This is a genomic window from Prosthecobacter sp. Pr1, from assembly GCF_057652315.1.
In genome coordinates this window covers 188,052-214,921 of sequence record NZ_JBYFBS010000004.1, presented here as the reverse complement: position 1 = coordinate 214,921, position 26,870 = coordinate 188,052, and the positions used below count along the sequence as shown (strand labels likewise).

The window sequence follows — 26,870 nt, the reverse complement described above, 5'->3', positions numbered from 1 at the left end:
ATGCCATCTGCCAATCTCCTCAAATCCATCGACTATTCCGTGCTGCAGCAGTGCATGCACTGCGGCATGTGCCTGCCGACGTGTCCCACCTATGTGGAGACAAAAATGGAGCGCAACAGCCCGCGGGGACGCATCTCGCTCATGCGTGCGGTGGCGGACGGCAACCTGGAGGTTACCAGGGCGCTCTCCGATGAAATGTACTACTGCCTGGGATGTCTCGCCTGCCAGACGGCGTGTCCGGCGGGAGTGAACTATGCGGAGCTGTTTGAAACGGCGCGCGCTGAAGTCGAGCAGGCGCAGGTGAATGACGGCATGCAGCGCGACTTCTGGCGCTGGCTCTCGCTGAATGTCATCTTCATGCGTCCCTGGTTGCTGCGTCTGATCGGACGCGTGCTTCGCATCTACCAAAGCACCGGTTTGGAAAAGCTGATGCGAAAGGTGCGCTTCTTCGGGCTCATGCCGTCCTCGCTGAAAAAGCTGGAGCCGCAGACGCCGAAGATCGCGGAGAAGTTCTCCGATGACCTGATCTGGCCGGAGGAAGTGCCGCAGCAGAGCAAAGGCTACCGTGTGGGTTTGCTCACGGGTTGCATCCAGGATCTGGCGTTTTCGAACATCAATCGCGACACTGCGGATGTCCTGCTGGCGAATGGCTGCGAAGTCATCACTCCGCGTTCGCAAAGCTGCTGCGGATCATTGCACGCGCACAATGGCGAGCTTGAACTCGCGCGCGAGCTGGCCCGCAGGCAGATCGACAGCTTTGATCTCGATCATATCGATGCCATCATCACCAATGCTGGCGGCTGCGGATCGCATTTGAAGACTTATGGTCATCTGCTGCATGATGATCCTTTCTATGCGGAAAAAGCCAAGCAGTGGGACAAGAAGGTGAAGGACATCCACGAATGGCTCGTGCAGATTCGCTTCCGCAAACCCACCGCAGGTGCCGGTGTGGGGGAGGTGACGTATCATGAAAGCTGCCACCTGTGCCATGGTCAAAAGGTCGTGTCACAGCCACGGCAGATTCTGAACAGCATTCCGGGGCTTGTGTTCAAGGAGCTGCCGGAGTCGAACTGGTGCTGCGGCAGCGCGGGCATCTACAACATCACCCAGCCTGAGCAGAGCCAGAAGCTGCTGGACCGCAAAGTCGCGAACCTGCGCCAGGCTGGGGCGCCTGTGGTTGCCACGAGCAATCCTGGATGTCATTTGCAGATCGCCAATGGGCTGCGCGCTTGTGGCAGTCATCCCTGCCACGAAGTGACGCAGCCGGTGACTTTGCTGGCGAAAGCGTATCGTGCCGAGTCCGCTGCTGAATCTGCTTCGTAACAAGGTATGGGAAGCTCTTGATTCCCACCGGGGTCAGGAGACCCCGGCACCTTGATAATCCCAATCCCCATGGAACTCGATCTTACTGGCCCCCTGAGCGAAGACGCTTACATGATTCTCGCCGGACTTGTCACTCCGCGTCCGATTGCCTTGACGACCACTGTTGATCTCGAAGGGCGTGTGAATGCGGCACCGTTCAGTTTCTTCAACGTGCTGGGGGATTCTCCGCCGATCGTCGGCTTTTGTCCGGGAGATCGCTCTGCGGGCGTGCCGAAGGACACCGCGCGTAACATCCGCCTGACGCACGAGTTTGTCGTGAACCTCGTCGATGAAGCGCTCGCCGAGAAAATGAATCTCTGTGCGGCCACGCTGCCACCGGGTGAGAATGAATTGCTGCATGCCGGACTCACGGCCCTGCCGAGCAGCGTGGTGAAGCCGCCACGAATTGCGGAAGCGCCCGCCAGCTTTGAATGCCGCAGCCACAGCATCATCGAGATCGGCGACAACCGACTGATCATTGGCGAAGTGCTGCGCGTGCATGTGCGCGATGGTATTCTGGATCCTGAAACGTGGCTGGTGAAGCCCGGGAACTATCATCCCATCGGTCGCATGCAGAGTCCCAACTGGTACTGCCGGACACAGGATATGTTTGAGCTGAAGAGGCCGAAGTAAGGCCCTGTTTGAAATGAAACAGCCGAGTGACTTTTTTCGCACGCAAGCATCGTGGCAGAGGTGATTTTGGGGACTGTTTTTCTCAGAGGTAAGCCGCTCCTTTAGCGGGTGAAAAATTCATTCACCCATAACCAAAACAGCAGACGCATAAGGTGGTACTATTGTGCCGAGATTGCGGAGGGGGTACGTGCTGGGCACGGCTGATGCTCAGGCATAAAGTCCCCCCTGAAACTTGAATCGAAGAACAGCTCCATGCTGGTCATGGAAGTCCACGGCCAAGTGTCGGGAGGGGGATCACACACACACTCACATGAAACGACTCCCAGTATTCCTGAGCCTGTTGTTGATGACGTCTTTGGCTGGAGCGCAGACCTATCAGTTCGACGGCGACCTTGCCACGGCGGGCCTTCAAAATGGCGGCGGCAACTGGAGCACGGACGGAAGTGTCAGCACCAATTTGCGCTGGTACAAAAGCAGCACGAGCACCTACAGCGCCTGGGACAACAGCGGGCTGGCCATCGCCGAGTTTGGCTACACCTCCAGCACCTCGGGCGGTACACTCACTCTAGACGGTGAGATCAAGCTGGCAGGAATGATCTTCGATCCACTGGGGACTCCACTTGGGACCACTGCTCATGCGTTTACAGGGGGCACGCTCAATTTCGGTGAGGGGGGGATGGTGAGCATTGCCAATGCAGCCTCTGGCGGCAGCACGGGCGGCCAGTGGATCACCTTCACGTCACTGCTCAAAGGCAGCAATCTCACCTTTCAGAAATCGGGTGGTTCCACCACCGCTTTTGTGCGCATCAGTTCGGTGAATCCTGATCTCACTGGCACGCTCACATTGAGCAGCGCAGCCGGAGCCACCGGCGGCATCTATCTCAGCGTTGGCCTCCCCACCTACATCAGCAGCCTCAGCAGCATTGATGTGAAGACCTACTCCATCTTCAATCCCACAGGCACCGGCACTTACACCACGGCGCTCACCATTGCCGGCGTGGGGGCCGCCAATTACGGCGCGGTTCGCGTGGACGCCTCCAACTCCACCTTCAGCGGGGCCATCACTCTCAGCGGTGACGCCCGTTTTCATACGCACATCAACACGGTCAACACCACGATTAGCGGCGGCATCGGCGAGACGGGCGGCAGCTGGAGTTTCAGCCGCACCGCCTATGCACCCGTCAACACACTGCAGCCGCTGACTCTGACCTACGCTGCTCCCAGCACCTACACGGGAGCCACCGTCTTGGGGCGTGCTCTCAGCTACGTCAGTACTTCCGAAAACGCAGGCACCGAAGGCGGGGTGAACATTCTGGACTTCACCGCCGCGACGGCATCGACTCAAGACATGCTGTATCATGGCACAACGGCAGGAGCGCTGCAGCTTCTGGGAGGCCTGACCACACGCACGGAGCTGCAGCTCGTCGGTGCCGCAGGCAAGGCAAACAGCCAGACGTTCGGCAGCCTCAGCGTGCAGCAGAGCGCCACAGCGATCACGCTCGTGTCGGGCTTTGGCGGCAGCATGAGCGTTGACCTGGGCGACATCACCCGCACGGGTAGTGCCGTGCTTGCCATCACGGCTCCAGTGACAGGGCAGATCACCGGCAGCGTCGGCGGTGCCACCCAGGGTCTGGTGGGCGCCTGGGCCACCTATCGCAGTGGGGATGGTCGTGTCGGAGGATGGGCAGGTCTGACCGACGGGGTGGTCGGCGTGTTTGCCGGAGATCTTGTCTATCAGACAGGTGCAAACGTCAGCGTGCTGCCGGGCTACACGACAACTGCCAACCTGCAAATTTCAGGTTCCTCCACCGGTGCCGTATCGTTCACCGCCGGGGTGACGGATCTGGCCACACTTTCCATGACCGACACCGGCAACGTGCGTCAGCTTGATCTGGCGGGCAAAACACTGCGGCTCGCCGACAGTGGCGGCGTGCAGATCATTCAGGGTGCCCAGGCGCTGGCGGTTGGATCGCTCGGAGACGGCAGTTTTCTCATAGCCGGTGGCGTGGACAATGCCGCCGGGCAGCTGCTGCTGACCAACATGTCCACCTCGAACGCACTGACCATCAATGCCTCCATCGCCAACAATGGCAGCGGCAGTGTCAGCCTCCAGATCAATGGCGTCGGACGCACGGTGCTTGCCGCAGCGAACACCTTCAGCGGTGTGGTGACGGTGGACAGCGGCGTGTTGGAAGTGCGTGACAGCAATGCTCTCGGCACCACGGGCTCGACCGGCATTACCAAAACCATGACCGGCGCGTCGTTGAACCTCTCTGGTGGCATCACCTTGAACGAAACGATCCAGGCCAACGGCCATGGCATCGCCTTGGACGGAGCCATCCGCAATCTCAGCGGCATCAATACGATCACGCCCACGGTGCGCATCCAGTCCACCACACGGTTTGGCTCCGACAGCGGTACGCTCATTCTTGCGGGCGGCATCACCGCGCAGATCGGTGCCACCAGTTACACCTTCTCAGGCAGCGGCAACTTTGAGGTGCATGGGGCCATCACAGCCACCTCGGGCATTCTCACCAAGGAAGGCAGCGGTACACTGACACTGATGGGCACCAGCACGGCCACCGGCATCACCACCGTGAACAACGGGGTGCTGCATCTGGACTTCAGCGCAGCGGACGCACCAGCGGCTAACATGCTCTACACCAATGTCACCCTCAGCAGCACCGTAGGTACTCTGACTTTGGGCGGTGGCACGTTCAAGACCACGGGCAAGGTGGACGGTGCCAGCAGTCAGGCTCTCGGCACGCTGACAATCGCCAGCGGTTCTTCGCGCATCACGGCGGTATCATCTGGCACTGGCAGCATGGACATCACCTTTGGCGCCATCTCCCGCACGGTGGTGGGAGGCACGCTGCGTCTGGATCTGCCGACTCTTGGCTCCATCAAAACAACAAGCGGCGCAGACAATGCCCTGGTCACCGGCGCCGGTGGCGTCGCGTTTGCCACGGTTGGGCTGGATGACTGGGCGGCCACCACGGCGGCGGTTTCCGGACTGCGCTTTTTTGTGGGGCTCTCCAGCATCAGCGGTTATACGCTGAGCACCGCCACCACTCTGGCTGACAATGCGGACATAGCCTCGGGCATTACCGCCACGACACTGAGCGCGAGCACCAGCATCGGCAGTCTGCGTTTCAATCAATCCCAGGCCACGACCCTCACGCAGGACGCCAGCTCTGTCGTCCTCACCCTCGGGGGCATTTTGGTCACGCCCAATGTCGGCGCGAATCTCACGACGATCACCGGTGGTGGCATACGCGCGGCGGTGGGCTCCACAGAGCTGACCATCTTTCAGAACAACCTGGACGCCCCCCTGACCATCCGCAGCCGCATTTTAAACACCACCAACTCAGGCGGCACCGTTGTAGGTACAGCCCTGACCAAGACCGGCGCAGGCACGGTCATTTACGAGTACGATACCAGCTACACCACCGGAGATTATTCCGGCGCCACGCGGATTCAGGATGGCGCGCTGCAACTCGTCAAAACCACCAGTTCCTCCATCAGCTATGCCATTTACTACGGCACCACCTTCACGTTGGGCAGCGGCAGCACCAGCGGAAAGCTGATCCTCGGCAGCACCTCGACCGGCTACGCCGTCACCCAGTATGGCGGGCTGCGCACGGAAGGCACAGGCTCGAACAATGCGGTCGTGGGCGGAACCACCGGCCTCAGCACCTTCCTGCACTACGTCTCAGGTACTTTCGATTTTCGCAGTGGCTTCATCGGCGGCTCAGGCACGAACGAAAACAACCTCAATTTGACCATCTCGCTTGGCACCCTGCAGCTGGGCGCGGCGAACACCTACAGGGGCAAGACCACCCTGCTGCAGAACACCATCGAAGTCACCTCGCTCGCGGACCGGGGGCAGGCCAGTTCGCTAGGCACTGGCGACTACAACAGCGCCACCAGCATCATCGACATGGCCACGGCCACCACCTCCGCACAGAATTACAATGTGCTGGCCACACTGCGCTATATTGGAGACACCGACTCCGTGACCAACCGCCCGATCAACATCAGCAACGCCGACGTGGCCACCGATGTGATCTCAGTGACCGCAGTTCTGGAAAACACCGGAACAGGCACGGTCAAATTCACCTCTCCCTTCACCGCCGCAGGCAGCAACCCTGTGCAGCGCGTGCTGCGCCTTGGGGGCACCAACACCGGAGCCAATGAGATCGTCAGTCTGCCGGACGTCAACGTCAGCATCACCAGTAAGATCGAAAAAGTTGGAACGGGCACCTGGATCATCACCGGGAACAGCACTTACAGCGGCGGTACGACGGTGACTCAAGGCACCCTGCTTGTGACCACTGCCACTGGCTCAGGCACCGGGCAGGGGGCGGTCTCAGTCCAGTCCGGCGCGGTATTTGGCGGCAGCGGGCGCGTTGCCCCGGGCGCGGATCAAAGCGTGACTCTGACAGGCGGCACCTTGCAGATCGGCACGGAGCTGCCTGGGGGAATTCCGTCGGCGGTCAGCACGCTCACCATTAAAACCTCCGGCACAGGTGTTCTTAGTTTTTCAGCAGCCTCTGTCCTGAACTTTGATCTCTTCTCCGGAGCCGGGCAGGGGGACAACACCGGCAACGCCGCTGCGGCCGACCGCGCCATCATTTCCGGTGCCGTGAGTCTGGATGCGGACACACTGCTGCGAGTTTCGAATCCCAACGACATGACCGGCTGGGCAGAAGGCGATCAATGGCGGCTCTTCGACTGGTCTGACCTGACCGGCCCTGTGTCCGTCACCACCATTCAGTATGATCTGCCCACGCTGACAGCAGGGCTGATCTGGGATACGTCCGAACTCTTCACCACTGGTGTCCTCATCGTTGCCGTCCCCGAACCCTCCCGTGCATTGCTGCTTCTCTTCGCCACCCTCGCGATAGTTCTGCATCGCCGCCGCATGTAAGAGCCAGGAATGAGGAAAGCAGGAAACCAAGCTGGTTCCTGCCTTCCTTATAAAATCGATCCACTCACTTCGCCGGCATCCACTGCGCCGCGTCAATGATGACGTGGCCCTTGGTGCCTTCGTTACGGATTTCGAGCCAGCTGGTTTTACCTTTTTCAAAACGGTAGGTGCCCAAGGGAAGCAGAACGTCTTTGTCAGGGGCTTTCTTCTTTTGGTTCACGACCACTGTGGCTTCGCCATCGGCATGGTGGATGATGACAGGAACGTTGTCCGCACGATTGGCAAGCGCGGTGTAGGTGATGGCGACGCGATACTGACCTGCGGCAGGCAGATTGGGGGTGAAGCGGGCTTTCTGCTCGCCTTTGGCGGTGTCGCCATCGTGACGATAGCCTTCTCCGACAAAGCCCGGTGTGGTGTGGCCTTCGGACGTGAAACCGGTGAGTTCGGCCTCGCTGTCATCGACGACGATGCCGCCGAGCTTTTCTTTGCTGATCGAGACATGTTCCGGCATCGGCGGTGATTCAAAGTCGAGCATCTGGCCGTCGGCGAGGAGCTTTTCCTTGAGCTTGGCCATGTCGATCTGCTGCAGGTCCTTGCCGGAGTCGATGGCAATCACGGCGGCAGTGGCGGAGCTCTGGCCCATGACCATGAAGACGGGCTCCATGCGGATGCTGCCGTAGGCGATGTGCGTGGCGCTCAGGCACACGGGGACGAGCAGGTTCGTACACTCCTCCGCCTTCGGAGTGATGCTGCGGTAGCTGATGGGGTAGGGGCGGGTGCCGATCTGGATATCGCCTTCATTGCGTACAAAACCTTCCTTGGTGATGTAACGCTGCACGTTGTGCGAGTCCATGTTGTAGGCACCCATGCCCACACTGTCTTCCACGATCTCGCGGCGCTTGCAGTTCTTCTCGCTCATGACGTAGCCACCGATCATGCGGCGTGCTTCGCGAACGTAGAGCTGGCGCGGCCAGTTGCCGTTGTCCTTGAATTCATCCTTGGCCAGACCCAGCTTTTGGAAGGCGGCGCGCATTTTTTCAGGCACGCGGGGGTGGTGTGCATAGGTCCACATGAGGCCCTTCTGCCATTCTTCGTGGGCTTTCCAAATCTTCGCGCGGGTTTCGTAGTCGGCGTCCGGGTAATCAAAATTCTGGCCAATGAAGTCGGTGCTGATGGCGAAGTTGTTGTTCGTGTCGGTCTTGCGGTTGGGCATCCAGGTGGGGGCCCAGGAGATGCGCTCGTCACCGGCCTCGACATTGCGCAGGGCAAGCTCGAACCACTTCTCGTCGTAGTTGGCGGGCTTCTCCCAGTCACGGCGGTTTTCCGGCACGTCGGTGGTGCACATGCGGAAGTTGTAGGCCTGCAGCTTGCGGTCGCCGCTTTCATCTTCGCCGATGTCGCCGGGATCAATGCCGGGCAGCACGCCGCTCTTCGGATCGCCGGGCTTCACATAGGGATCGACGTTCTTGATGAACTGATGATGGATCGTTTTGACCTTCTGCACCCCGTTGATGGTTTCGCCAAACTGCGCATTTGGCTCGCGGCCCACGGCGTAGCTCACGCCGGCTTTGGCCATCAGATCGCCCTCATAGGTGGCGTCGATGAACATCTTGCCCTCAAAGGCACGGCCGCTCTCCATGATGATCTTGGTGATGCGTGCGCCCTCTTTGAGCACGCCCTTTTTCAGATCCAGGCGCTCGCTGAAAACCACGGTGACCTTGTCCTTCACTGTGGCCAGCATGGCGTCGTAGATCTCCGTGGCCACATGGGGCTCGAAGGTCCACATGGTGTCTTCGCTGCCGGTGTTGCCGTGCTGCTTTTTGGCAAAGTATTCCTCACGGGTCTGGTGCTGCCACTTGGCCGGGTCGTTGTAATATTTGAAGACGTTGGCGTAAAACTCACGCGACATGCCGCCGATGGCCTTCTTGTTGCCGATGTCTGTGGCACCCAGCCCGCCGGTGGTCAGGCCGCCGAGAAACTTTGTGGGTTCGATGAGCACCACCGTTTTGCCCATGCGTGCCGCCTGGATGGCCGCCGTGATTCCTCCGGAGGAGCCGCCATAGACGACGATGTCATAGGAGTCTGCCGCCCCGAGCGGGGAAACGGCGGCGAGCGTGGCAAGCAGAAGGGCAGGGAAGAGCTTCATGGTGGGCTGGCAACGAGCCGCAGCATGGGTTTTTTGCAACTGCCGGGATGCATTCGGAGATGTAGCGGAAATATAATCGAATAGTTCGTTAAAGGACGCGTCAGAGTGCAGGACAAGATTTACATCATCACCTCATGAAGACTTCCCTCGTTCGCACGCTGACCTTTGGAACCCTGCTGCTGACATTCGCCCTGACCTCCTGCGCTGATCCCTACGGTTATGGTTACGGCGGTGGCGGCTACGGTGGATACAATCAAGGCTATGGCGGTGGCGGCGGCTATGGCCGCTCCTCGGCAGGCGGCACCGTCGCAGGCGCTCTCATCGGTGCTGGCGCGGGCGGCATCATCGGCAATCAGCGCCATCGGGGGCTTGAAGGAGCCGCCATTGGCGGCGTCCTCGGTGCTCTGGCTGGCAGCATGCTGAGCAATAGCCAGCGTCAGTATCCCCAGCAGGGCTACGGCCAGCCGAATTACAACCAGCCTTATGGCCAGCAGAGCTGCCCGCCACAGAATGGCTATGGTTATGGCCAGCGGCCAAACTACGGCTACGGCCAGCAGTCCAGTTATTACCCCGGCAATGGCTATGGCCAGCAACCCGGCAACAATCCCTATGCCTTTGGCAACTGGCAGTAAAATCTCCCTCCCAGCGGGCGTTTGAATCGCGGTGGTTTTTCCACCGCGATTTTTTTTACCCATTTAACATGCCCGCCAACTCCGCTGCCTCCGACTCTGCTTATCCCACTCCTGGACCCTCCACCGCACGCTGGTGGCAAAATGAAGACTGGCTCGCTGTTCTGGCCGCACTGCCCATCTTGATCGCGGTGGCGAAAGGGTGGAGCCCCAAAACGCCTGCTCTGGGCTGGAGCGGTGCGGCAGATGCGGCCAAAGCCTTCTCTGCGGACAATTTCGCCGTCAGCGGTGTCTTGCTGGCCTTGTTTCTCGGCATCTCGGCGCTCGCTCTGGCTGCTTCACTTGGCAAAAAAGTTGGGTCATTTCTGTGCGGTGCCGTGGTGGTTTTTGTACTGGGCTGGCTGGCGCAGTGGATCGCGGCCCATGCGGGCATCAAGGCCTGGGGGCTCGAATACGTGGTGTTCGCGCTCGGTCTGGGCATGCTCTGGAGTCACACGCTGCCCGTGCCCGAGTGGCTGCGCGAGGCCGTGCGCACGGAATTCTTCATCAAGGTGGGCATCGTGCTCCTCGGCGCGACGATCCTGCTGCCGGAAATGATGAAGGCGGGTCTCCCGGGTCTGGTGCAGGCAGCATTGGTCATTCCGGTGGTGTGGTATGTGTGCTACTTCATCTCCCGGAAACTCAAGGTGGATGATGAGTTTGGCGTCATGCTCTCTACTGCGGTTTCCATCTGCGGGGTGTCCGCCGCCATTGCCGCCTGCGGCGCGATTCAGGGGGACCGCAAAAAGCTCTCCTATGTCACCTCCATTGTCCTGCTCTGCGCCGTTCCGATGATGATCATGATGCCTTGGGCGGTCAAATCCATGGGCTTGTCTGAGGCCGTGGGCGGTGCCTGGATTGGCGGGACCCTGGATACCAGCGGCTCGGTGGCGGCGGCGACCGAACAGGTGGGCAAGGACGCCACCAAGGTGGGAGTCATCGTCAAACTTTCGCAGAATGTGCTCATTGGCGTAGCGGCCTTTGTTTTGTCCATCTGGTGGACGATGCGTGGCGGTAAGGATGGCGCGTCCAAAAAAGAAAAGCCCTCCATCAGGATCATCTGGGAACGCTTTCCCAAGTTCGTGATCGGTTTCGTGATCGCCTCCGTGGTATTTTCATACTTTGTGCCTACTGGCGTGGCAGAAGCCGCAAGCAAGCCGCTCAAAGGACTGCGTGAAGTGTGGTTTGCCGCAGCGTTCGTCTGCATCGGTCTGGAAACACGACTGGGCGAGCTTTTCAATCTCGGAGGTGGCAAGCCTGCGCTGGCCTTCCTCGGTGGTCAGGTGTTCAACATCGCATGGACGTTGATTCTGGCCATGTGGCTGTTTGGCAAATGATCAAATATCAAACGACACCGTCTCACGTGAGCGTTCCTGGGCGATGATCTGCGCCACGGTATGCTCCGCAAACCATTGTGCCACTTGGTCGCGCAGTCCGCTGAAGACCTGCCCCAGAGCATCTTGGTCCGCTCCCGGGATGGGATCAAACGGGCCGTCGAACAGCGTCACCACTTCTCCAATCGTGATTCGCGCCGGATGGGTCACAAGCTGGTAGCCGCCACCCACGCCGCGCTTGCTGCGCAGGAGACCGCCGTTTTTCAGAGCCAGAAGGATCTGCTCCAGAAACTTCAGCGGGATGTGTTCCTTGCTGGCCAGATCCTGGATGGAGAAATTCGTGCCCTCGCGCTCACGCCCCATCGCCACGAGGGCGCGGAGGGCGTATTCGGCTTTTTTGGAGAGCTTCATCAGGGGGTGTTATCGAACATCAAACGACCGCCTGTGCAAACTGCGATTTGCTGCCGGCGCGTTTCCGCGTCATTCATCGTCCCTTCCACTGCATGAACGACGATTTTTTTGCCTCTCCGCCCCCTGAACCGCCACGAGCGGGTGCAGCGGTGCACCATGCAGGCGCGCCGCTGGCCTCCCGCATGCGGCCGCGTACGTTGGAGGAATATGCCGGCCAGCAGCATATTCTGGCCGAGGGCAAGCTGCTGCGCCGTGCCGTGCAGGCAGACCGCTTTTCTTCGATCATCCTGTATGGACCGCCCGGTGTGGGCAAGACGACGCTGGCTCACATCATCTCTCAGGAGACGAAATCGCGCTTCGTGACGCTCAGCGGCGTGGAGAGCAGCGTGGCAGACATCCGCAAGGAGGCGGAGAATGCCGGGCATCACATCCGGCTCTATAACAAGACGACCATCCTCTTTGTGGATGAGATTCACCGTTTTAACAAAGCGCAGCAAGATGTGCTGCTGCCGCATCTGGAGCGCGGGACGCTGCGCTTCATCGGCGCGACCACGCACAATCCTTTCTTCTATGTGAACAGCCCGCTGGTCAGCCGCTCCCAAGTTTTCACGCTGGAGCCGCTGGGCATTCCCGACCTCGAAGCGCTGATGGACCGCGCCTTGAGCGATGAGGAACGCGGTCTGGGTGGCATGCACGCCCGCGTCGAGCCGGACGCGCGTCTGCACCTCGCCACCGTGGCGGATGGGGATGCGCGCCGCTGCCTCAATGCGCTGGAGCTTGCCGTGCTCTCCACGCAGCCGAATGCCGCGGGCGAGATTGTGATCACGCTCGCGGCTGCGGAGGAGTCCGTGCAGCAAAAGACCGTGGTGTATGACGGGGACGGCGATGCGCACTACGACACCATCAGCGCCTTCATCAAAAGCATGCGCGCGTCAGATCCCGACGCGGCGCTGTACTGGCTGGCCAAGATGCTCTACGCCGGAGAGGACATCCGCTTCATCGCCAGGCGAATTGTCATTGCCGCCAGCGAGGACATTGGCATGGCTGATAGTAACGCTCTGCGCGTTGCAGTGGCTGCGCAGCAGGCCGTCGAATTCATCGGCATGCCGGAGGCTCGGATCATTCTGGCACATGCCACCATTTACAATGCCACCGCGCCGAAGAGCAACCGCTCCTACACCGCCATCGATGCCGCTTTGGAGGATGTGAAAAACGGACGTACTCTGCCGGTGCCCAAGCATCTGCGGGATGCTCATCACAAAAAGGCTGCCAAAGAGTTTGGCCACGGGGAAGGCTACTTGTACCCGCACAACTATGAGGGCGGCTTCGTCCCTCAACGCTGCCTCGAAGGCGGGAAGCAGTACTACGACCCCACTGCCAACGGCCTGGAAGCCCGTATCAAAGAGCGCCTCGATCACTGGCGAAAGCTCTGGGAAGAGCAGGCAGAATAAGAGGGGAAGGGAAAGTAAAACATTCGGCTCGGCTGGCTTAAAATGCGAGAAGTCCAATTATCCAGAGGCTATGGAAGTTAAGTTTATTCAAACTTCAACAATATGAAAACTATCCTTTTTATATTGAAGGTATATGAAAATTACGGTATCTTTTTCGTAATTCCAAAACTTTCCAGCCATGTACAACTCACGTTTGATGACCTCTGGCCTCTGTGGTGTCTTGATGGCCACGCTTTCTAGCTGCGCTCTGCCTAAGCAATCGCTGCTCTCCACCTGGAAAGAAATGCGGCACAAATCGTCCGCTCCTCTGCAAACAGGCGTCAAATACGAGGTGCGCAAGGCCTTGGCGAACAATGTTCCGTTCCGACCCAGCACGATCAAGCGCTATACCTTTGTGCTTGATGATCCGAAGCCGCCGCTGCTGGCAGCTTCAAATTTGTATCGCAATTCTCAGATGCGAGTGCGTACGACCGCCTACACGCACGATGAAAGCGATCACATCATCTATGGGGTGAAGAATGCGATCGGCACCAATTTGAGATTTGGCAACGTGCGCAGCGCGGCTGCAGACTGGTCGCGTTTTCCAGTCGGCACGCTGTTCCGCATCGCCGGCCAGCCTGGCGTCACCTATGTGGTGGATGATTACGGCAGCGCGCTCGTCGGCACCGGCACCATCGATTTGTACAAACCGAACCGCTCCATGATGGACAACTGGGGCGTGCGCCATGTAGACATCGAAGTCATTCAGTGGGGATCGTATGAAAAGAGCATGGACCTCATGCGCGACCGCACCAAATGGCGCCACGTGCGCGCCATGATGGAAGGCATTGAGGCGCGTCTGCGCACGGCGGCACTGCCACATGGGAAGACGCCGTTCACGGCAGCGCTTTAAATCAGAGACTTGAGGCTCCCGCTCCTCGTGATGAGTCATTACTCTGATCGCTAAAACTGCATCCAGGGAAATCAGCGATATTCCACCGCTGTATGTGGCGTTAGAAACCACACACATGCGTCTCGCCCTCCTTTCGTTGTTCCTCTTCGCAGTCACTTTCAGTTCTGCTCAAAACAAACCGGGTGGACTGCCCTCCATCACACCGCGGCAGATTGCGGCGGCTTTGGGAAAGACATCAACTTCCGAAGCGCAGCAGATGCTGCATGATCAGGTCGTGCGCCTCTTTGGTCGGCAAAACCTGACGCAAGGCAGAGCGGCTGCAAAGATTGAAGCGACCACTGTCGCCTGGGCCATCATTGATCCCAAGCCCGCACGAGTCGTGCAGCAGGATGGCACCTTGATCGGCGACATGACAGCATTGGGAGAGGACGGCCTGCAGGTGCTCGTGACTGACATGCCCAACTTCACCGAAACCGGTTACCGCGTGGAGTCTGAGGGAATGCCCCACCTCGCAGGCACGGTACACGTCGAACATTTCGAGTACACTGCCGACAGCCTGCCGCACAAAGATGTGCCTCAGGGCAGGCTGGAGAAGTTTGAGTGGAACACCAGCGAGGTCTTTCCCGACACTGTGCGCACTGTGACCGTCTTCCTGCCAGCAGGATTCAAGCCCGGCGAGGAAACCTGCCTCATGGTCTGGCAGGATGGCTCGCGCCATGTCGATCCCAATGGCTCCATGCGTGCCTCGGTGGTCTTTGACAATCTCATTCATAAAAAAGAGATGCCTCGCACGGTGGGCGTCTTCATTGATCCGGGGCGCATGACGAAGCAAAAGCCCGGTGAGAAGGCTGCCAATCGTGGCTTTGAGTACGACTCGCTTGGGCCTGCTTATGCGAGTTTCTTGATCGATGAAATCCTGCCCGAGGTTCAGAAGCGCTATCAAACCAAGTTTCGACCGCAGCCTGAAGCCTGGGCCATCGCAGGCGGTTCCTCCGGCGGCATCTGCTCCTTCACCGTTGCGTGGGAGCGGCCTGACAAATTTCGCAAAGTACTCTCCTGGGTCGGCTCCTTCGTGGATCTGAAAGGCGGCGATGTTTATCCCTCGCTGATTCGTGCCTCTGAGCGCAAACCCATCCGCATCTACCTGCTCGATGGCGAAAACGATCTCGACAACAAATTCGGCAACTGGCCCATCGCCAACAAGCAGATGGCTGCGGCGCTGAAGTACATGAACTACGACTTTCGCATCGACTGGACGCAATGCTTCCATGGCAGCAAAGGCATGGCCCCCAGCCTGCCCGAGGCTCTGCGCTGGCTGTGGCGTGATGTGAAGTAACCTCCGCTCACCGCGTGGTGATGAGGTGCTTTTCCAGCGTCACCCGCCACAATGACATGCACATTTCACGAAGGAGCAGGGATCTCCTGACTCCGGTTGCCACAGTCTCATGGCTTGCTGCCAATATACGTCAGCACATCCGCCACATCCTGCGCAGTGAGCACGCTCTCCAGTCCTTCGGGCATGATCGAAGTTGTCAGCGTTTTGAGTTCGCGGATGTCGCTGCGCAGCACCACGATATCAGCACCGCCGGGGAGTCGAAGGGTAATGTTGCCCGGTGTTTCGGAGGCCAGCTGGCCCACGAGCAGCGACTGATCCTTTTTCGTCACCTGCGTGGCGGCATTGCGCTGCTCCACGGCGCGGTTCGGATCGAAGATGGCCTCGATGAGCTGCTCACGCGGTTTGGTGGCCACCGTGGTCAGATCGGGTCCCACTTCCACACCGAGTTCACGCACCTTGTGGCACACCATGCAGACCTTCTGAAACACCGCCGCTCCGCGCTTTGCATCGCCACTGAGGCTGGCTGCCTCCGTCACGTATTTGGTCACGACCTTCTGTCGGTTCGGATTCTGGTTGGTAATCACTGGCATCACGACTTTGCTGGGGGCTTTCTGCGGCACCTGCTTCAACAACACCTTCTCAAATTCACTGAACACTGCATCCGACTGCGTGCCCGTGGCCGTCAAGGCTCCTGCACGCACCTGAGGCGTCAGCGGATGGATCAAGGCAAACACTTCATCCGCAGTCATGCCACCAAGCTGCATCAGCGTGAACGCCGCCTGGATTCGTACTGCCGGAGCGGCGCCGAGCAATGGCTTCAGCGCAGCCATCGCAGAGGTCTCATTCCGCTCAATCAACAAGCGCTGTGCCGTGTCACGCATCCACCCATTTGCAGAACCCATCGCAGCAATGGGATCGTGTATTGCCGTCCCGCCTTTAGGCGATCCGGCTGCCGCACCGCTTTTACTAATGCGGTAAATTCGTCCGCGATCCTCCCCGCCGCGCAGATCCAGACCGCGTGCGATCTCAGCCGGTATCCATTCCGGGTGCTCCAGAACGAGCCGGTACATGTCCACCACATACAGCGCGCCATCCGGCCCTGTGCGTGCCATGCTGGGGCGGAACCAGTTGTCTTCACTGGCGATGAACTCGCTTTTCACATCGTCTGGATGGCGCCTGCAGGTGATGGTGCCGCCGTCGTAATTCAGCACTTCACGATGCACCAGATTGTTGGCCGGTTCGCAGATGAACATCACCTGCTCGCCATCGGTGCCGAAGGTGTTGTCCCGAAACGGCATCGGCGAGCAGCCGGAGGTCCGCGTGTTGACCGCACTGCCCTGATTGAAGCGTCGCACAGGCGGGCTTGCTGGGTAGAGGCGCTTTTCATCATTCATGTCGCTGCGGATGGACTTCACCACCACTTCAGTATGACGTTCGAGATAGCGAAAGGGCAGCCAGTAGTGCCAGCCGATGGTGCTGTTGTTGTTGCCGAACCAGTTGCCAAAATCATCACGCCACTTGCCATACTGGCTGCGTCCGCCTTCGAGGGCGAATTCGCCGGTGCGTGGATCAAAGCGGAAATCGTTGGTGCCAAGGGCAATTTTCTTGCCCGCCTTCACACAGGTGATGTCGCCGCCGCTGTCGCCATTCGCACCGTAGAACCAGCCATCCAGCCCCCAGCAAAAGCCGTTCACCAAATGCTGCGGATTGCCTGCGGTGAAGCCGGTGTACCAAGTCTCGCGTTTGTCGCACTTGCCATCGCCATCCGTGTCTTCGGCAAAGAAGATGTCCGGGATGTTGGCGATGAAGACGCCGTTCTTCCATGGGGCGAGACCCGTGGGATGCTTCAGCCCGTCGAGGAAGAGGGTGGACTTGTCGTACACACCGTCGGCATTCGTGTCTTCGAGGATTTTGACCCGCCCCGTTTGGAGGTCTGAAACCTTTTCCTGCCCCACGCTGCCATCCTTGGTTTTTTCGCCAGGGGCAAAGGGGTAGTCCCCCATCTCCACCACCCACATGCGGCCTTTCGCATCCCAGTCGATGAAGACGGGATCCTGCACCAGCGGCTCAGCGGCCACCAGCATGGCCTCAAATCCCGGCTTCACATGCAGCGCCTTCAGAGAATCCTGTGGTGATTTTGGCGCTGGGCCGGGCACCTTGAGCAGTTCGGCATACGGAATGAGCTGCTTGGTTCCACTCCACATCGCGCCATCGTGAAAGGAGACGCCCGTGTCGCTGCCATCCGCGCGAACGATCGGTGGCAGGCTGTTCGCGTCGCCCGTCTTGCCTTCGCGCATGACCTGTGACCAGCCTTCGTCCCATTGCAGGCCCTTCTTGGCACGCTCCTTCGGCACGAAAAGAAACACGCCGTATTCACGTGCATTGGAGAGCACGATGTCCTCATGGCCGTCGCCGTTCAGGTCTACAAACCGCACGCCGTTGTCGCGGCCTTGCTCGTCCTGCAGCTTGGCGGCGTCTGGCAGCGCATAGTCGCGCAGGGCAGGCGGCACCTCGACGGCATTGAGAATGCTGCAGCAAATCAGGAAAGAGAGAATGAGTCTTGGCATGACGGTGGGCGGAGTATAAACCAACGCTGCTGCCCGCCGCTTTCCTTTGGGCGAACTCGAATTTGTGGAGTGTGTTTTCACGTCCATTTCATCCCGGCTTCATCAAGGTTTCACGCCCCTTTTGAGCATGGACGTCGATGAAAGCACACCTCGTCCTCCTGCTGTCCGCCACCTCCCTCCTGGCTCAATCGCCCCAGCCCATCACCAGTGCCACGCTTGATGAGAGCGAGGTGCGAATCACCTACGGCGAGCTCAAGCGCCTCGTCGCTGCCACGCTGCCAAAGGAACCGTCACCACCCATGGCCAAGCCGCCGCTTCCTGTCGCTGCGGCGCTGCTTTCAGCGTTGTACCAACTCGATCCCCAGGCATCCACAATCACCGCCGAGATGCAGGTGGAAAACTTCGACGGCGAATGGCATGCTGTGCCACTCGCGGGAGCAGCCACGGGCGTGCTCACTGTGGAGCCCAAGGATGCTCGCCTTGTCGTCACTGGCGATCACCTCTGTCTCATCACCGACAAAGCCGGCGCGCAGAGTGTGAAGCTTACCTTTGCGCTCGCCAAAGCTGGGCAGGGGACCACGCTGCATCTCGCCGCCTCTCCCATCGCCTCACTTGCGGTCAAAGAACTTCCCGAGGGCAGAGTCCTGCGCCTGCAGCACGGAGACACGAGTCAAACCCTCACCAGCGCTGGACTTGCCGCGCTTCCGGCCACTGAGGCCGATGTCACTTTCTCCTTTGAGGATGCGCGCAAGGCTACGCAGCCAGTAATCGCCAGCCTCACGGATGATGCCATTGTCTCCACGGCTGTATACACCACGCAGGTCGTGCGCGATGGGTCCGTGCTGACCGAAGGCGCGATCACTGTCCGCCATGACCAGCCGACCAAACTTGTCATGCAGCTGCCTGAGGCATCCAAGCTGCTACAGTGCCATGTGAATGGCGATCCCGTGCGTGCTGCCTTGGGGGAAGTCAACCGCGTGGAGATTCCGCTCGATGATCCCACCACCGATGGTGCGGAGTCGGTGGTGAAGCTCTCTTTCACAGCCGTGTTGGAGCCTTTGCAAGCTGCCGAGGGGGAGCTTGCTCTCGCCCTGCCGCAGACGCCGTTCTTTGTGAAGCAGATCGACTGGAATGTGCAGCTGCCTGCCGCTTACGACCTCAGCTTCAGCGGCAACGTGGATCCAATCACCGAAAAGACCACCCCTCCCGGCCTTCACCTTCGAAAATCTCTCTGCCGTGATCAACAACCGCAGGCGCGCATCACCTACCGCAAACTCACCACCAACTGATTCCCCATACCTCAACCTCATCTCATCATCGTCATGAAACTCACCCATCTGATCACCATCGCCGTCATCTTCATCTGCACCACCATTGCCTGGTGGCTGCTGGGTGGAATCATCACCCAACGCACCGCCCATGTGGGCTATCAAACAGGAGACGATGTCAGTGGGCGCTGGGGGCCGCAGCTGATGCAAAAACATCCGGCTGCACGCTACACTTCTTCCAGCGGTTCCACTTTGGTGCTCCAGCCCGCGAAGAGTGACGTGAAAGTCCAGCTTGCCTATCAACCCGTCAAAATGGGACTGCTCTGGCACCGCACCTACAGTGTGAAGTTTGAAGGTGCCTACACCTTCACCAACACAACGGCTATCACGCAGACGCTCAACGTGGGCTTTGATCTTCCTGCCGGAAAGACACTGCTCGATAAAATCCGTTTCACGCTCGGGGAAGGGGCCACAGCTCGCCGTTCAGTGGCGGCACCGCAGGATGGCATGATCTCTGACAATGTGCAGCTGGCTCCGGGTGAGAGCATCCCGGTCACAGTCAGCTATGAATGCCGGGGTATGAATTTCTGGGGCTACACCTTTGCCGATGCCAGCCGCATTCGAGATTTTAACCTCGCCATGAACACCGATTTTACGGATGTGAATTTCCCGGTCAGTTCACCCACCGACCGCAAGCCGACTGACAAGGGGATGGAACTCGTCTGGAAATATGAAGACGCCATTTCCGCTCCAGGCATCAGCTTGGAAATGCCACGCGAGCTCAATGCTGGACCTGTGGCTGCGCAGATCTCCTTCTATGCGCCGCTCTCGCTGCTGCTGTTCTTTGTGGTGATCATCATCACCGCCACTTCGCGTGGTGTGTCGCTGCATCCGGTGAATTACTTTTTTCTCGCCGCCGGTTTCTTTGCCTTTCCTTTGCTGTTTTCCTACATGCTGGATGTGGTGCCCGTGCACCTCAGCTTCGTTATCGCCGCAGCGTCGTCATTGCTGCTTGTTTGCGGTTACCTTCGTGCCGCCGCTGGAGGCTTTACCTTCCGCGTCGCGGTCGTGGCACAGACCGCCTACATGGTGCTCTTCAGTTACAGCTTCTTTTTCAAGGGGCTCACCGGTCTCACCCTCACCGTGGGTGGCATTGTCACGCTTGGCGTGCTGATGGCGTTGACTGCGAAGGTGGACTGGAGTCAAAAACTTGGCGCCGTTTCGCCTCGTCTTGCTTGAACCCCATGATTCGAGCCGCTGATAGATTCTGAACAAGCGTCTTGTCAGCGTCCCGTCAGCGGTTCAAACATTCACCCCAGCCGAAATGCCTGCCAAAATCCTCATTGTCGAAGACGAGCCATCCATCTGCGAAAATGTCGTGTATGCGCTCGAAGCCGACGGCTTTGCCGTCACGAGTGCCGCCACGGGCAATGCTGCTCTGGAGCAGATGAAATCGCAGGATTTCAGCCTCGTCATACTCGATGTCGGACTGCCCGACATGACAGGCTTTGAGGTCTGCAAAACGATCCGCAAGACGCAGTCGCTGCCGATTCTATTCCTCACCGCGCGTTCCAGCGAAGTGGACCGGGTGGTGGGGCTGGAAATCGGCGGGGACGATTACGTCGTAAAGCCCTTCAGTCCGCGTGAGCTCGTGGCCCGTGTGCGCGCCATCCTACGGCGGGTCTCCGCCATTCCGCTGCCTGCGCATGGCTCGGACACCTCCATCCCGCTGGTGATTGACGACACCCGCTGCCAGGCCATTTACTTCGGCACTGCGCTGAATCTGTCGCGCTACGAATTCCGCATGCTGAAAGCCTTCGCGGCGCATCCGGGGCGTGTGTTTAGCCGCGAGCAGCTTATGGATCACGCCTCCGAAGAGCCTGACGCCTCCATGGAGCGCACGGTGGATACACACGTCAAAACGTTGCGCGCCCGCATGCGCGGCGTGCGTGAGGGGCTCGACCCCATCGTCACGCATCGCGGCATGGGCTACTCACTGCTCGAAACCTGGCCCGACGCATGAGTCTCACCGCGCGCTTTCTGCTGGGCTTCGCCGTGGTGGCGACGGTGGGTTTGTTTGTGCTGTTTACGCAGCTCATCCATCGCGTGGAGCGGCAGTACTTTGAAGCCATCGAAGAGCCGATGGTCGATGTAGCGAACATTCTCGCCGAAGTCATCGGCGCGGATGCGGACAACGGTGTGCTCAAACCGCAGGCTGTCGAGCAAGCGGTGCACGCTGCTCAGCAGCGCCAGCTCAAGGCGCAGATCTACAACCTCAGCAAGACGAGGGTGGACATGCAGGTCTATGTGACCGATGCGCAGGGGCGTGTGATTTTTGACTCCGCTGGCATTGAGAAGCCGGGCACGATCTCCAATCACCGTGATGTGAATCTGACCCTCATGGGGCAGTATGGCGCACGCTCCTCCCGCATGAATGAATACGATCCGCTTTCCATCGTGATGTATGTGGGGGCGCCCATCTTGCATGAGGGCAGGACCATCGGCATGCTCAGCGTGGCCAAGCCCCAGCGTGGAGTGCTGGCTTTTGTGTGGGAGACGGAGCGCTGGCTGAAGTGGTCCATCATCACCACCGTGCTGCTCATGCTGCTGGGCATCTATCTCGCAGCGCGCTGGGCCACGCGCCCGCTGGAGGTGCTGACCCAGCATGCGCTGGCCGTGAGCCGTGGGGAGCGCTCCACCTCGCCTCGCATGCCGGGGCATCAGATGAAGACTCTCGCCAAGGCGCTCGAAGACATGCGGGATGCACTAGAAGGACGTGAATACGTGGAGCATTACGTGCAGAGCCTCACGCATGAATTGAAGAGCCCCGTAGCCGCGATCCTCGGTGCAGGTGAAATCCTCCAGGGCGATGTGCCGGAACCAAAGCGCGCACGCTTTCTGCAAAACATCCACGCCGAAGCTGGCAGACTGCGCGATCTGCTGGAGCGTCTGCTGCACCTCGCGGCCATCGAAAAGCAGAAGAAGCTTGAGACCAGCGAGCGCGTCGATCTTGTGAAAGTGCTTGATGGTGCATGGGATCATCTGGCGCTCATCGCTCTGGCCAAAGAGGTGCAACTGGAGCGTGATATCAGCAGTGAACTCGTGGTCAGAGGAGATCACTGGCTGCTCGAAATCGCCGTGGGAAATCTGCTGCAGAATGCCATCGACTTCGCTCCGAAGGGGAGTGTCATCACCGTTCGCGGCTATCGCTTTGACTCGCAGGTGGTGATCGAGATTGAAGATTCAGGCCCAGGCATCCCGGATTATGCCCGCACCCGCGTCTTTGAGCGCTTCTACTCACTGCCTCGTCCCGACAGTGGAAAGAAGAGCACCGGCCTCGGCCTCTGCTTTGTCAAAGAAGTCGCGCAACTGCACGGCGGCAGCGTGGAACTGACGAATCGTGAGGGCACGGCGGGAGCCAAGGCCATGTTGATTCTCCCTGGCTGAGGGAGGGCTGGTTTGACAACTTCGGTCGGCCTTCTAGTCTCCGCCCATGAGTACACCAGAAGTCGGCAAGCCCGTTTACAACGTCAAGAACCCCTGCATCGCCAAGGTGAAGCGGATGTTCAACCTCTCCGGACCGGATGCGCCCAAGCACACAGCGCATTATGAAATCGACCTCGGTGCTTCAGGTTTGGAGTACACGCCTGGCGACTCGCTTGCTGTGCAGCCCACGAATGATCCTGCGCTGGTGGATGACACGCTTGCCGCGCTCGGCTTCTCCGGCACGGAAATCGTCAAGCACCCGAAGACTGCGGCCGAGGTGTCGATTCGGCAGGCCTTGATCGAAGGCACTCTCATCACCGAGATCGACAACAAGCTCATCAAGGCCATCATCGAAAAGACGGAAGGTGACACCTTGCTGGCTGATCTCAGCGTGCCGGAGAAGAAAGATGCGCTCAAAGAGTACCTCTGGGGCCGCTTTGTCGTGGACCTGCTTCTGGAAAATCCCATCGCGAAGTTCACGCCTGAGGAGTTCATGGCCACGCAGAAGAAGCTGAACATCCGCCTCTACTCCATCAGCAGCAGCCAGAAGGCGCATCCGACGGAGGTTCATCTCACTGTCGCTACGGTGCGCTATACCAGTCACAACCGTGCGCGTGGTGGTGTGGCCTCCACCTTCCTCGCTGAACGCGTGACGCCGAATGAAACGCTCATCCCGTGCTTCGTGAATCACGGCAAAGGCTTCCGCCTGCCGGAGCCGCAGGAGCAGACACCCATCATCATGTGCGGGCCGGGCACGGGCATCGCGCCGTTTCGTGCTTTTTTGGAAGAACGCAATGCGACGAACGCCCAGGGCAAAGCCTGGCTCTTCTTTGGAGAAGTTAGCTCCAAGTCCTGCTTCTTCTACAAGGAGGAGTTTGAAGGCTATCTCACCGACGGCACGCTGACCAAGTTCAGCACCGCCTGGAGCCGTGACCAAGCAGAAAAAATCTACGTGCAGCACAAGATGCTGGAAAACAGCGCCGAACTTTGGGCCTGGCTGGAGCAAGGTGCCATCTTCTATGTCTGTGGAGATGCATCACGCATGGCCAGCGATGTGGACAAGGCGCTGCACACGATCATTGAAAAAGAGGGTGGCAAGACTGCTGAGGAAGCCGCTGCTTATGTGCATGCGATGAAGGAGGGGAAGAGGTACCGGAGGGATGTGTATTGAGGAGATTTCTCTCTGCGCATCAAGCATGTCACGTATCGCTGCTGCCCAAGCCTGCCTCTTTCAAGTGGTGGACTCTTTGCTGAACGTCCGCTCGTTCCAGCCAGGCAACGATACGCGCATGCGTGTCTGAGGAGTGGTCCCAGAACGAAGTGGAGAGTTTGTTTTTAATCAATGACACGCGGTTTGCTTCGTGAAAGGCGAGGAGGTTTTCATTGGCGGCATCAGAGCCTGAGATCAGCACATCCAGATGCGCATCAATGTCCGGGAGGCAGAATGACAAGGCGCAAACCCAGTTGTTGATATCACAAACGGTGGAAGTCCAAGATGCGATCATCGCCTCAAGGTAAGACTGGAATGACTTTCGACGATCTTTTCGCCATTCGTTTGGCCATCCTGCCATGGCAGGTTTTTGAAATACGACCTCGATTTGCAAATCCGGGTATGGAGCGGAGGCCAACTCGATGATTCTCGGGAAGAAGTATTCGAAATCCGAGACGTCGCCCACCGTAAAGAAGACAGAAAACGAATACTGCCAGAGATGCTCTGCGGTGAGCTGCTGCAAAGGGGTTGTCAGCAGCTCTGCAAAATTGGCCGGATCCTTCACCGGAGACATATTAATGAAACTGGGCCGCTTGGCATCACCGAAGGCCGTATAAAGACCTTCGATTGCCTTTAAAGTTTCGGGCAACATATCGCTATTTTACCAGCCACAGAATCCCCGTCGCTGTCACCTGGATGTTCTTCTTCATCGGGCTGAGCTTGAAGGTTTCAAACACCAGTGTGGCTGGATCATATTGATCGCGGATTTTCTGAGTGTCATCGGCGATCTGCTTTTCCAGTTCCGCCATGTCGGCTTTGAGAGAATCCAACTCACTCTGGGCGGCTTTGACATCCGCGCCTTCCTTCCAGGCGCGGGAGGCGCTGCCGATGGTGCTGGCTTTCACGAGGCTGGTCTTGCGGCCGAAGATGGCACCGAGAATGCTGCTGCCAATCTCAACGGCAGCGCTCAGTTTGGCACCGCTGGATTGGGCCTGCTGCACATCCACCTTGTTGGCGGCTTTCTCGGCCTTGTCCTGCAGCGACTTCATCGTCTTCGCGGTTTTTGCGCGCAGTTCCTCGATGGCGGCGTCACGTTGCTCACGGGTCGTTTGCGTGATGCGCACCTTGAACTCGTCCTGCTTCTCGCCTGGGTTAGAATAGACTTCCAGCAGCGGTGAGAAGAAGAGTTCGAGACTGTGATTGGCAAACACCCACTCGGTGAAGTCTTTCTTGATGCTGGTGTAGGTCGTTGTCTTCAGAGCTGGTCCGGGCAGGTCGGCATAGGCGGCGTTCTCCTTCGGTTCGCTTTCATACTTGGAGAGATCGTCGTCCTTCGGCACATCGACAAACTTGTCCCACAGCACCTTCTGCTTCTCGATGTCGATTTCATTCACAAGCGTGATGATGCTGCGGCCGCTGATCTTCCGCTTTGCATCATCAAACATGACTGTCGCGCTGCGCAGGATGGCAGGAGTGTAGGTGATGCGTTCGCCGTCGTCGTCGCTCGGCTGGAAGAGTTCGGTTGCGCCGTCCGGCAGTTTTGGGCGCAGGGTGTTGCGGTCGGTGGCAGCGGGACTGCTGCCGCCGGGAGGCGCGAAGCCGTCATCTTCGGCTGCGGCAGTCTTGGCTCCAGCCTGCGGGCGGATCGGGTCCATGAGCGCTTTGATCTGTGGACGTGAAAGCGGGCCGCTCAGGTAGCTCATCAGCCAGCGCACGTTGAAGACGACGGGATGATCTTCATGCACGTTGTTCATGAGGAAGACGCGGTTGCCAAGTCCGGCGAGCGTCTGCTCCATGAGCTGGCGGTCAAACTTGCCGCCCGCCGTGTTGGCAGCACCTTCCAGGCCTTCGAGCACGCGCATTTTGTCGCGCTCCGTTTGCAGACGTCCGAGCCACCATGTGCCGATGTTCGCCAGCGCCTTGTAGTCGAGGTCAGCGGGGTTTTGCGTGGCCAGCAGGATGCCGAGACCAAAGGCACGTGCCTGTTTGAGCAGAATCATGAGCGGCTTCTTTGAAGGCGGCATGGCCGTCGGTGGCAGGTAGCCGTAGATCTCATCCATGTAGAAGATGGCGCGCAGGGAAGTGGTGCCCTGCTGCGTGCGCATCCAGCCAAGAAGCTGGTTCATCAGCAGCGAGACGAAAAACATGCGCTCTGTGTCGCTCAGATGTGCAATGCAGAAGATGGTGATGCGCGGCTTGCCCTCGGGCGTGTAGTACATGCGCTGGATGTCGAGCGCCTCGCCTTCCAGCCAGGTGCTGAAGCCGGGAGAGGCGAGCAGGTTGTTCAGCTTCATTGCCAGTGCGGCGCGCTTGGCCTCAGGCATGAAACTGTCGAGATCCACCACTCCGACTTTGCGAATCGGCGGCTGCTGGATCTGGCGCACCAGATTTTCCAGCGTGATGTTCTGCCCCTTCTTCCAGCAGAAGGCGACGATGTTGCTCAGCAGGATGTGCTCTGGCGACTGGATGGGATCGGCATTAATGTTCAACAGGCCCAGCATGGAAGATACGGTGCTTTCGATGCGGTCGCCGAGAGCTTCGGCGTCGTCCATCACTTCGGCAGGCGGGCAGTTCAGCGAGCTGAGAATGGATACGGGCAGCCCTGCATTGCTGCCAGGTGTATAGATCGCCATGTCCACGGTGGAGCGCAGTTTTTTGATGCGGTCCGCGCTCTGGCCCCAGTCACCTAGACCCTTTTGCCATAGCGCGGATTGTGCCGCTGCATAGTCGTCGGGCGATTGTCCTTTGCGTCGTGCCTCATCTTCATTGATCCACGGGCGAAACTCCTCGGGCGTAAGATTGGGGAAGGTGAGCAACGCATTGCCGATGTCACCTTTTGGATCGATCGCGATAACAGGCACTCCATCCATCGCCGCTTCTTCGAGCAGGGAGAGGCACAGGCCGGTCTTGCCGCTGCCGGTCATGCCGAGCACGACGCCGTGCGTCACAAGATCCTTCGAATCATAGAGGATGAGGTCGTCTTTGACCTGCTTTGAGGCGAGATCGTATTCACGACCGAGGTAGAAAGTGCCGAGCTTTTCGTATTGGTCAGGAGAGATGGGCATGGTGGCTGGAAAGATGTGCAATGATCGTGGCGGGGGCGGGTGGGATTGCAAAATGAGAATTGGAAAATGCAAAGTTTGAAATGACAGGCAGGATGCCACCATGCGTGCCGC

At 59.0% G+C, this 26,870-nt stretch carries 18 protein-coding genes; 13 read left to right on the top strand and 5 right to left on the bottom strand.

Annotated elements, in window-relative coordinates:
- From AC24GY_RS08520 to AC24GY_RS08510, 3 genes are all read left to right on the top strand, one after another.
- On the top strand, positions 1 to 1,323 hold the full coding sequence (locus tag AC24GY_RS08520; protein ID WP_487681982.1) for a (Fe-S)-binding protein: 1,323 nt from the start codon (positions 1 to 3) through the stop codon (positions 1,321 to 1,323).
- Between the two features lie 69 nt (positions 1,324 to 1,392).
- The gene (locus AC24GY_RS08515; protein ID WP_422321255.1) at positions 1,393 to 1,995 is read left to right on the top strand and encodes a flavin reductase family protein; all 603 of its coding nucleotides are present in this window, start codon (positions 1,393 to 1,395) and stop codon (positions 1,993 to 1,995) included.
- A gap of 310 nt (positions 1,996 to 2,305) precedes the next feature.
- Complete coding sequence (locus tag AC24GY_RS08510; RefSeq protein ID WP_487681980.1) at positions 2,306 to 6,925, top strand: beta strand repeat-containing protein; 4,620 nt, start codon at positions 2,306 to 2,308, stop codon at positions 6,923 to 6,925.
- A 64-nt stretch (positions 6,926 to 6,989) separates the two neighbouring features.
- On the opposite strand, the gene AC24GY_RS08505 is transcribed toward AC24GY_RS08510, so the two are convergent.
- A complete protein-coding gene (locus AC24GY_RS08505) occupies positions 6,990 to 9,071 on the bottom strand; it encodes an FAD-dependent oxidoreductase (RefSeq protein WP_487681978.1) in 2,082 nt (693 codons plus the stop codon).
- A 134-nt stretch (positions 9,072 to 9,205) separates the two neighbouring features.
- Between AC24GY_RS08505 and AC24GY_RS08500 the strand changes: the two genes are divergently transcribed.
- A complete protein-coding gene (locus tag AC24GY_RS08500; RefSeq protein ID WP_487681976.1) occupies positions 9,206 to 9,703 on the top strand; it encodes a hypothetical protein in 498 nt (165 codons plus the stop codon).
- A 68-nt stretch (positions 9,704 to 9,771) separates the two neighbouring features.
- On the top strand, positions 9,772 to 11,076 hold the full coding sequence (locus tag AC24GY_RS08495) for a YeiH family protein (RefSeq protein WP_487681974.1): 1,305 nt from the start codon (positions 9,772 to 9,774) through the stop codon (positions 11,074 to 11,076).
- On the opposite strand, the gene AC24GY_RS08490 is transcribed toward AC24GY_RS08495, so the two are convergent.
- On the bottom strand, positions 11,077 to 11,484 hold the full coding sequence (locus tag AC24GY_RS08490) for an RrF2 family transcriptional regulator (RefSeq protein ID WP_422321260.1): 408 nt from the start codon (positions 11,482 to 11,484) through the stop codon (positions 11,077 to 11,079).
- A 92-nt stretch (positions 11,485 to 11,576) separates the two neighbouring features.
- Between AC24GY_RS08490 and AC24GY_RS08485 the strand changes: the two genes are divergently transcribed.
- From AC24GY_RS08485 to AC24GY_RS08475, 3 genes are all read left to right on the top strand, one after another.
- Positions 11,577 to 12,935, top strand: coding sequence for a replication-associated recombination protein A (locus AC24GY_RS08485; protein ID WP_487681972.1), 1,359 nt, complete (start codon positions 11,577 to 11,579; stop codon positions 12,933 to 12,935).
- A 178-nt stretch (positions 12,936 to 13,113) separates the two neighbouring features.
- The gene (locus AC24GY_RS08480; RefSeq protein WP_487681970.1) at positions 13,114 to 13,827 is read left to right on the top strand and encodes a 3D domain-containing protein; all 714 of its coding nucleotides are present in this window, start codon (positions 13,114 to 13,116) and stop codon (positions 13,825 to 13,827) included.
- 115 nt (positions 13,828 to 13,942) lie between these two features.
- The gene (locus AC24GY_RS08475) at positions 13,943 to 15,163 is read left to right on the top strand and encodes an alpha/beta hydrolase (RefSeq protein ID WP_487681969.1); all 1,221 of its coding nucleotides are present in this window, start codon (positions 13,943 to 13,945) and stop codon (positions 15,161 to 15,163) included.
- A 107-nt stretch (positions 15,164 to 15,270) separates the two neighbouring features.
- Here AC24GY_RS08475 and AC24GY_RS08470 read toward each other — a convergent pair whose 3' ends face one another.
- Positions 15,271 to 17,730: a PVC-type heme-binding CxxCH protein gene (locus tag AC24GY_RS08470; RefSeq protein ID WP_487681967.1), complete on the bottom strand. Its 2,460-nt coding sequence runs from the start codon at positions 17,728 to 17,730 to the stop codon at positions 15,271 to 15,273.
- 137 nt (positions 17,731 to 17,867) lie between these two features.
- On the opposite strand from AC24GY_RS08470, the gene AC24GY_RS08465 reads away from it, so the two are divergent.
- The 5 genes from AC24GY_RS08465 (at position 17,868) to AC24GY_RS08445 (ending at position 23,655) form a co-directional block, all read left to right on the top strand.
- Positions 17,868 to 19,019, top strand: coding sequence for a hypothetical protein (locus tag AC24GY_RS08465; RefSeq protein ID WP_487681965.1), 1,152 nt, complete (start codon positions 17,868 to 17,870; stop codon positions 19,017 to 19,019).
- A gap of 33 nt (positions 19,020 to 19,052) precedes the next feature.
- Positions 19,053 to 20,237: an inner membrane CreD family protein gene (locus AC24GY_RS08460; protein ID WP_487681963.1), complete on the top strand. Its 1,185-nt coding sequence runs from the start codon at positions 19,053 to 19,055 to the stop codon at positions 20,235 to 20,237.
- Positions 20,238 to 20,322: 85 nt separating this feature from the next.
- A complete protein-coding gene (gene creB / locus AC24GY_RS08455; protein ID WP_487681961.1) occupies positions 20,323 to 21,021 on the top strand; it encodes a two-component system response regulator CreB in 699 nt (232 codons plus the stop codon).
- Complete coding sequence (gene creC / locus AC24GY_RS08450) at positions 21,018 to 22,445, top strand: two-component system sensor histidine kinase CreC (RefSeq protein ID WP_422321268.1); 1,428 nt, start codon at positions 21,018 to 21,020, stop codon at positions 22,443 to 22,445. Before creB ends, creC begins: the two co-directional genes overlap by 4 nt.
- A 46-nt stretch (positions 22,446 to 22,491) precedes the next feature.
- Entirely contained in the window at positions 22,492 to 23,655 is a 1,164-nt protein-coding gene (locus tag AC24GY_RS08445) for a diflavin oxidoreductase (RefSeq protein ID WP_487681958.1), read from the top strand.
- A gap of 28 nt (positions 23,656 to 23,683) precedes the next feature.
- Here AC24GY_RS08445 and AC24GY_RS08440 read toward each other — a convergent pair whose 3' ends face one another.
- Entirely contained in the window at positions 23,684 to 24,346 is a 663-nt protein-coding gene (locus tag AC24GY_RS08440) for a hypothetical protein (RefSeq protein ID WP_487681956.1), read from the bottom strand.
- Positions 24,347 to 24,350: 4 nt separating this feature from the next.
- Positions 24,351 to 26,759, bottom strand: a complete 2,409-nt coding sequence (locus AC24GY_RS08435; RefSeq protein WP_422321271.1) for an ATP-binding protein — start codon at positions 26,757 to 26,759, stop codon at positions 24,351 to 24,353.
- Positions 26,760 to 26,870 lie beyond the last annotated feature (111 nt).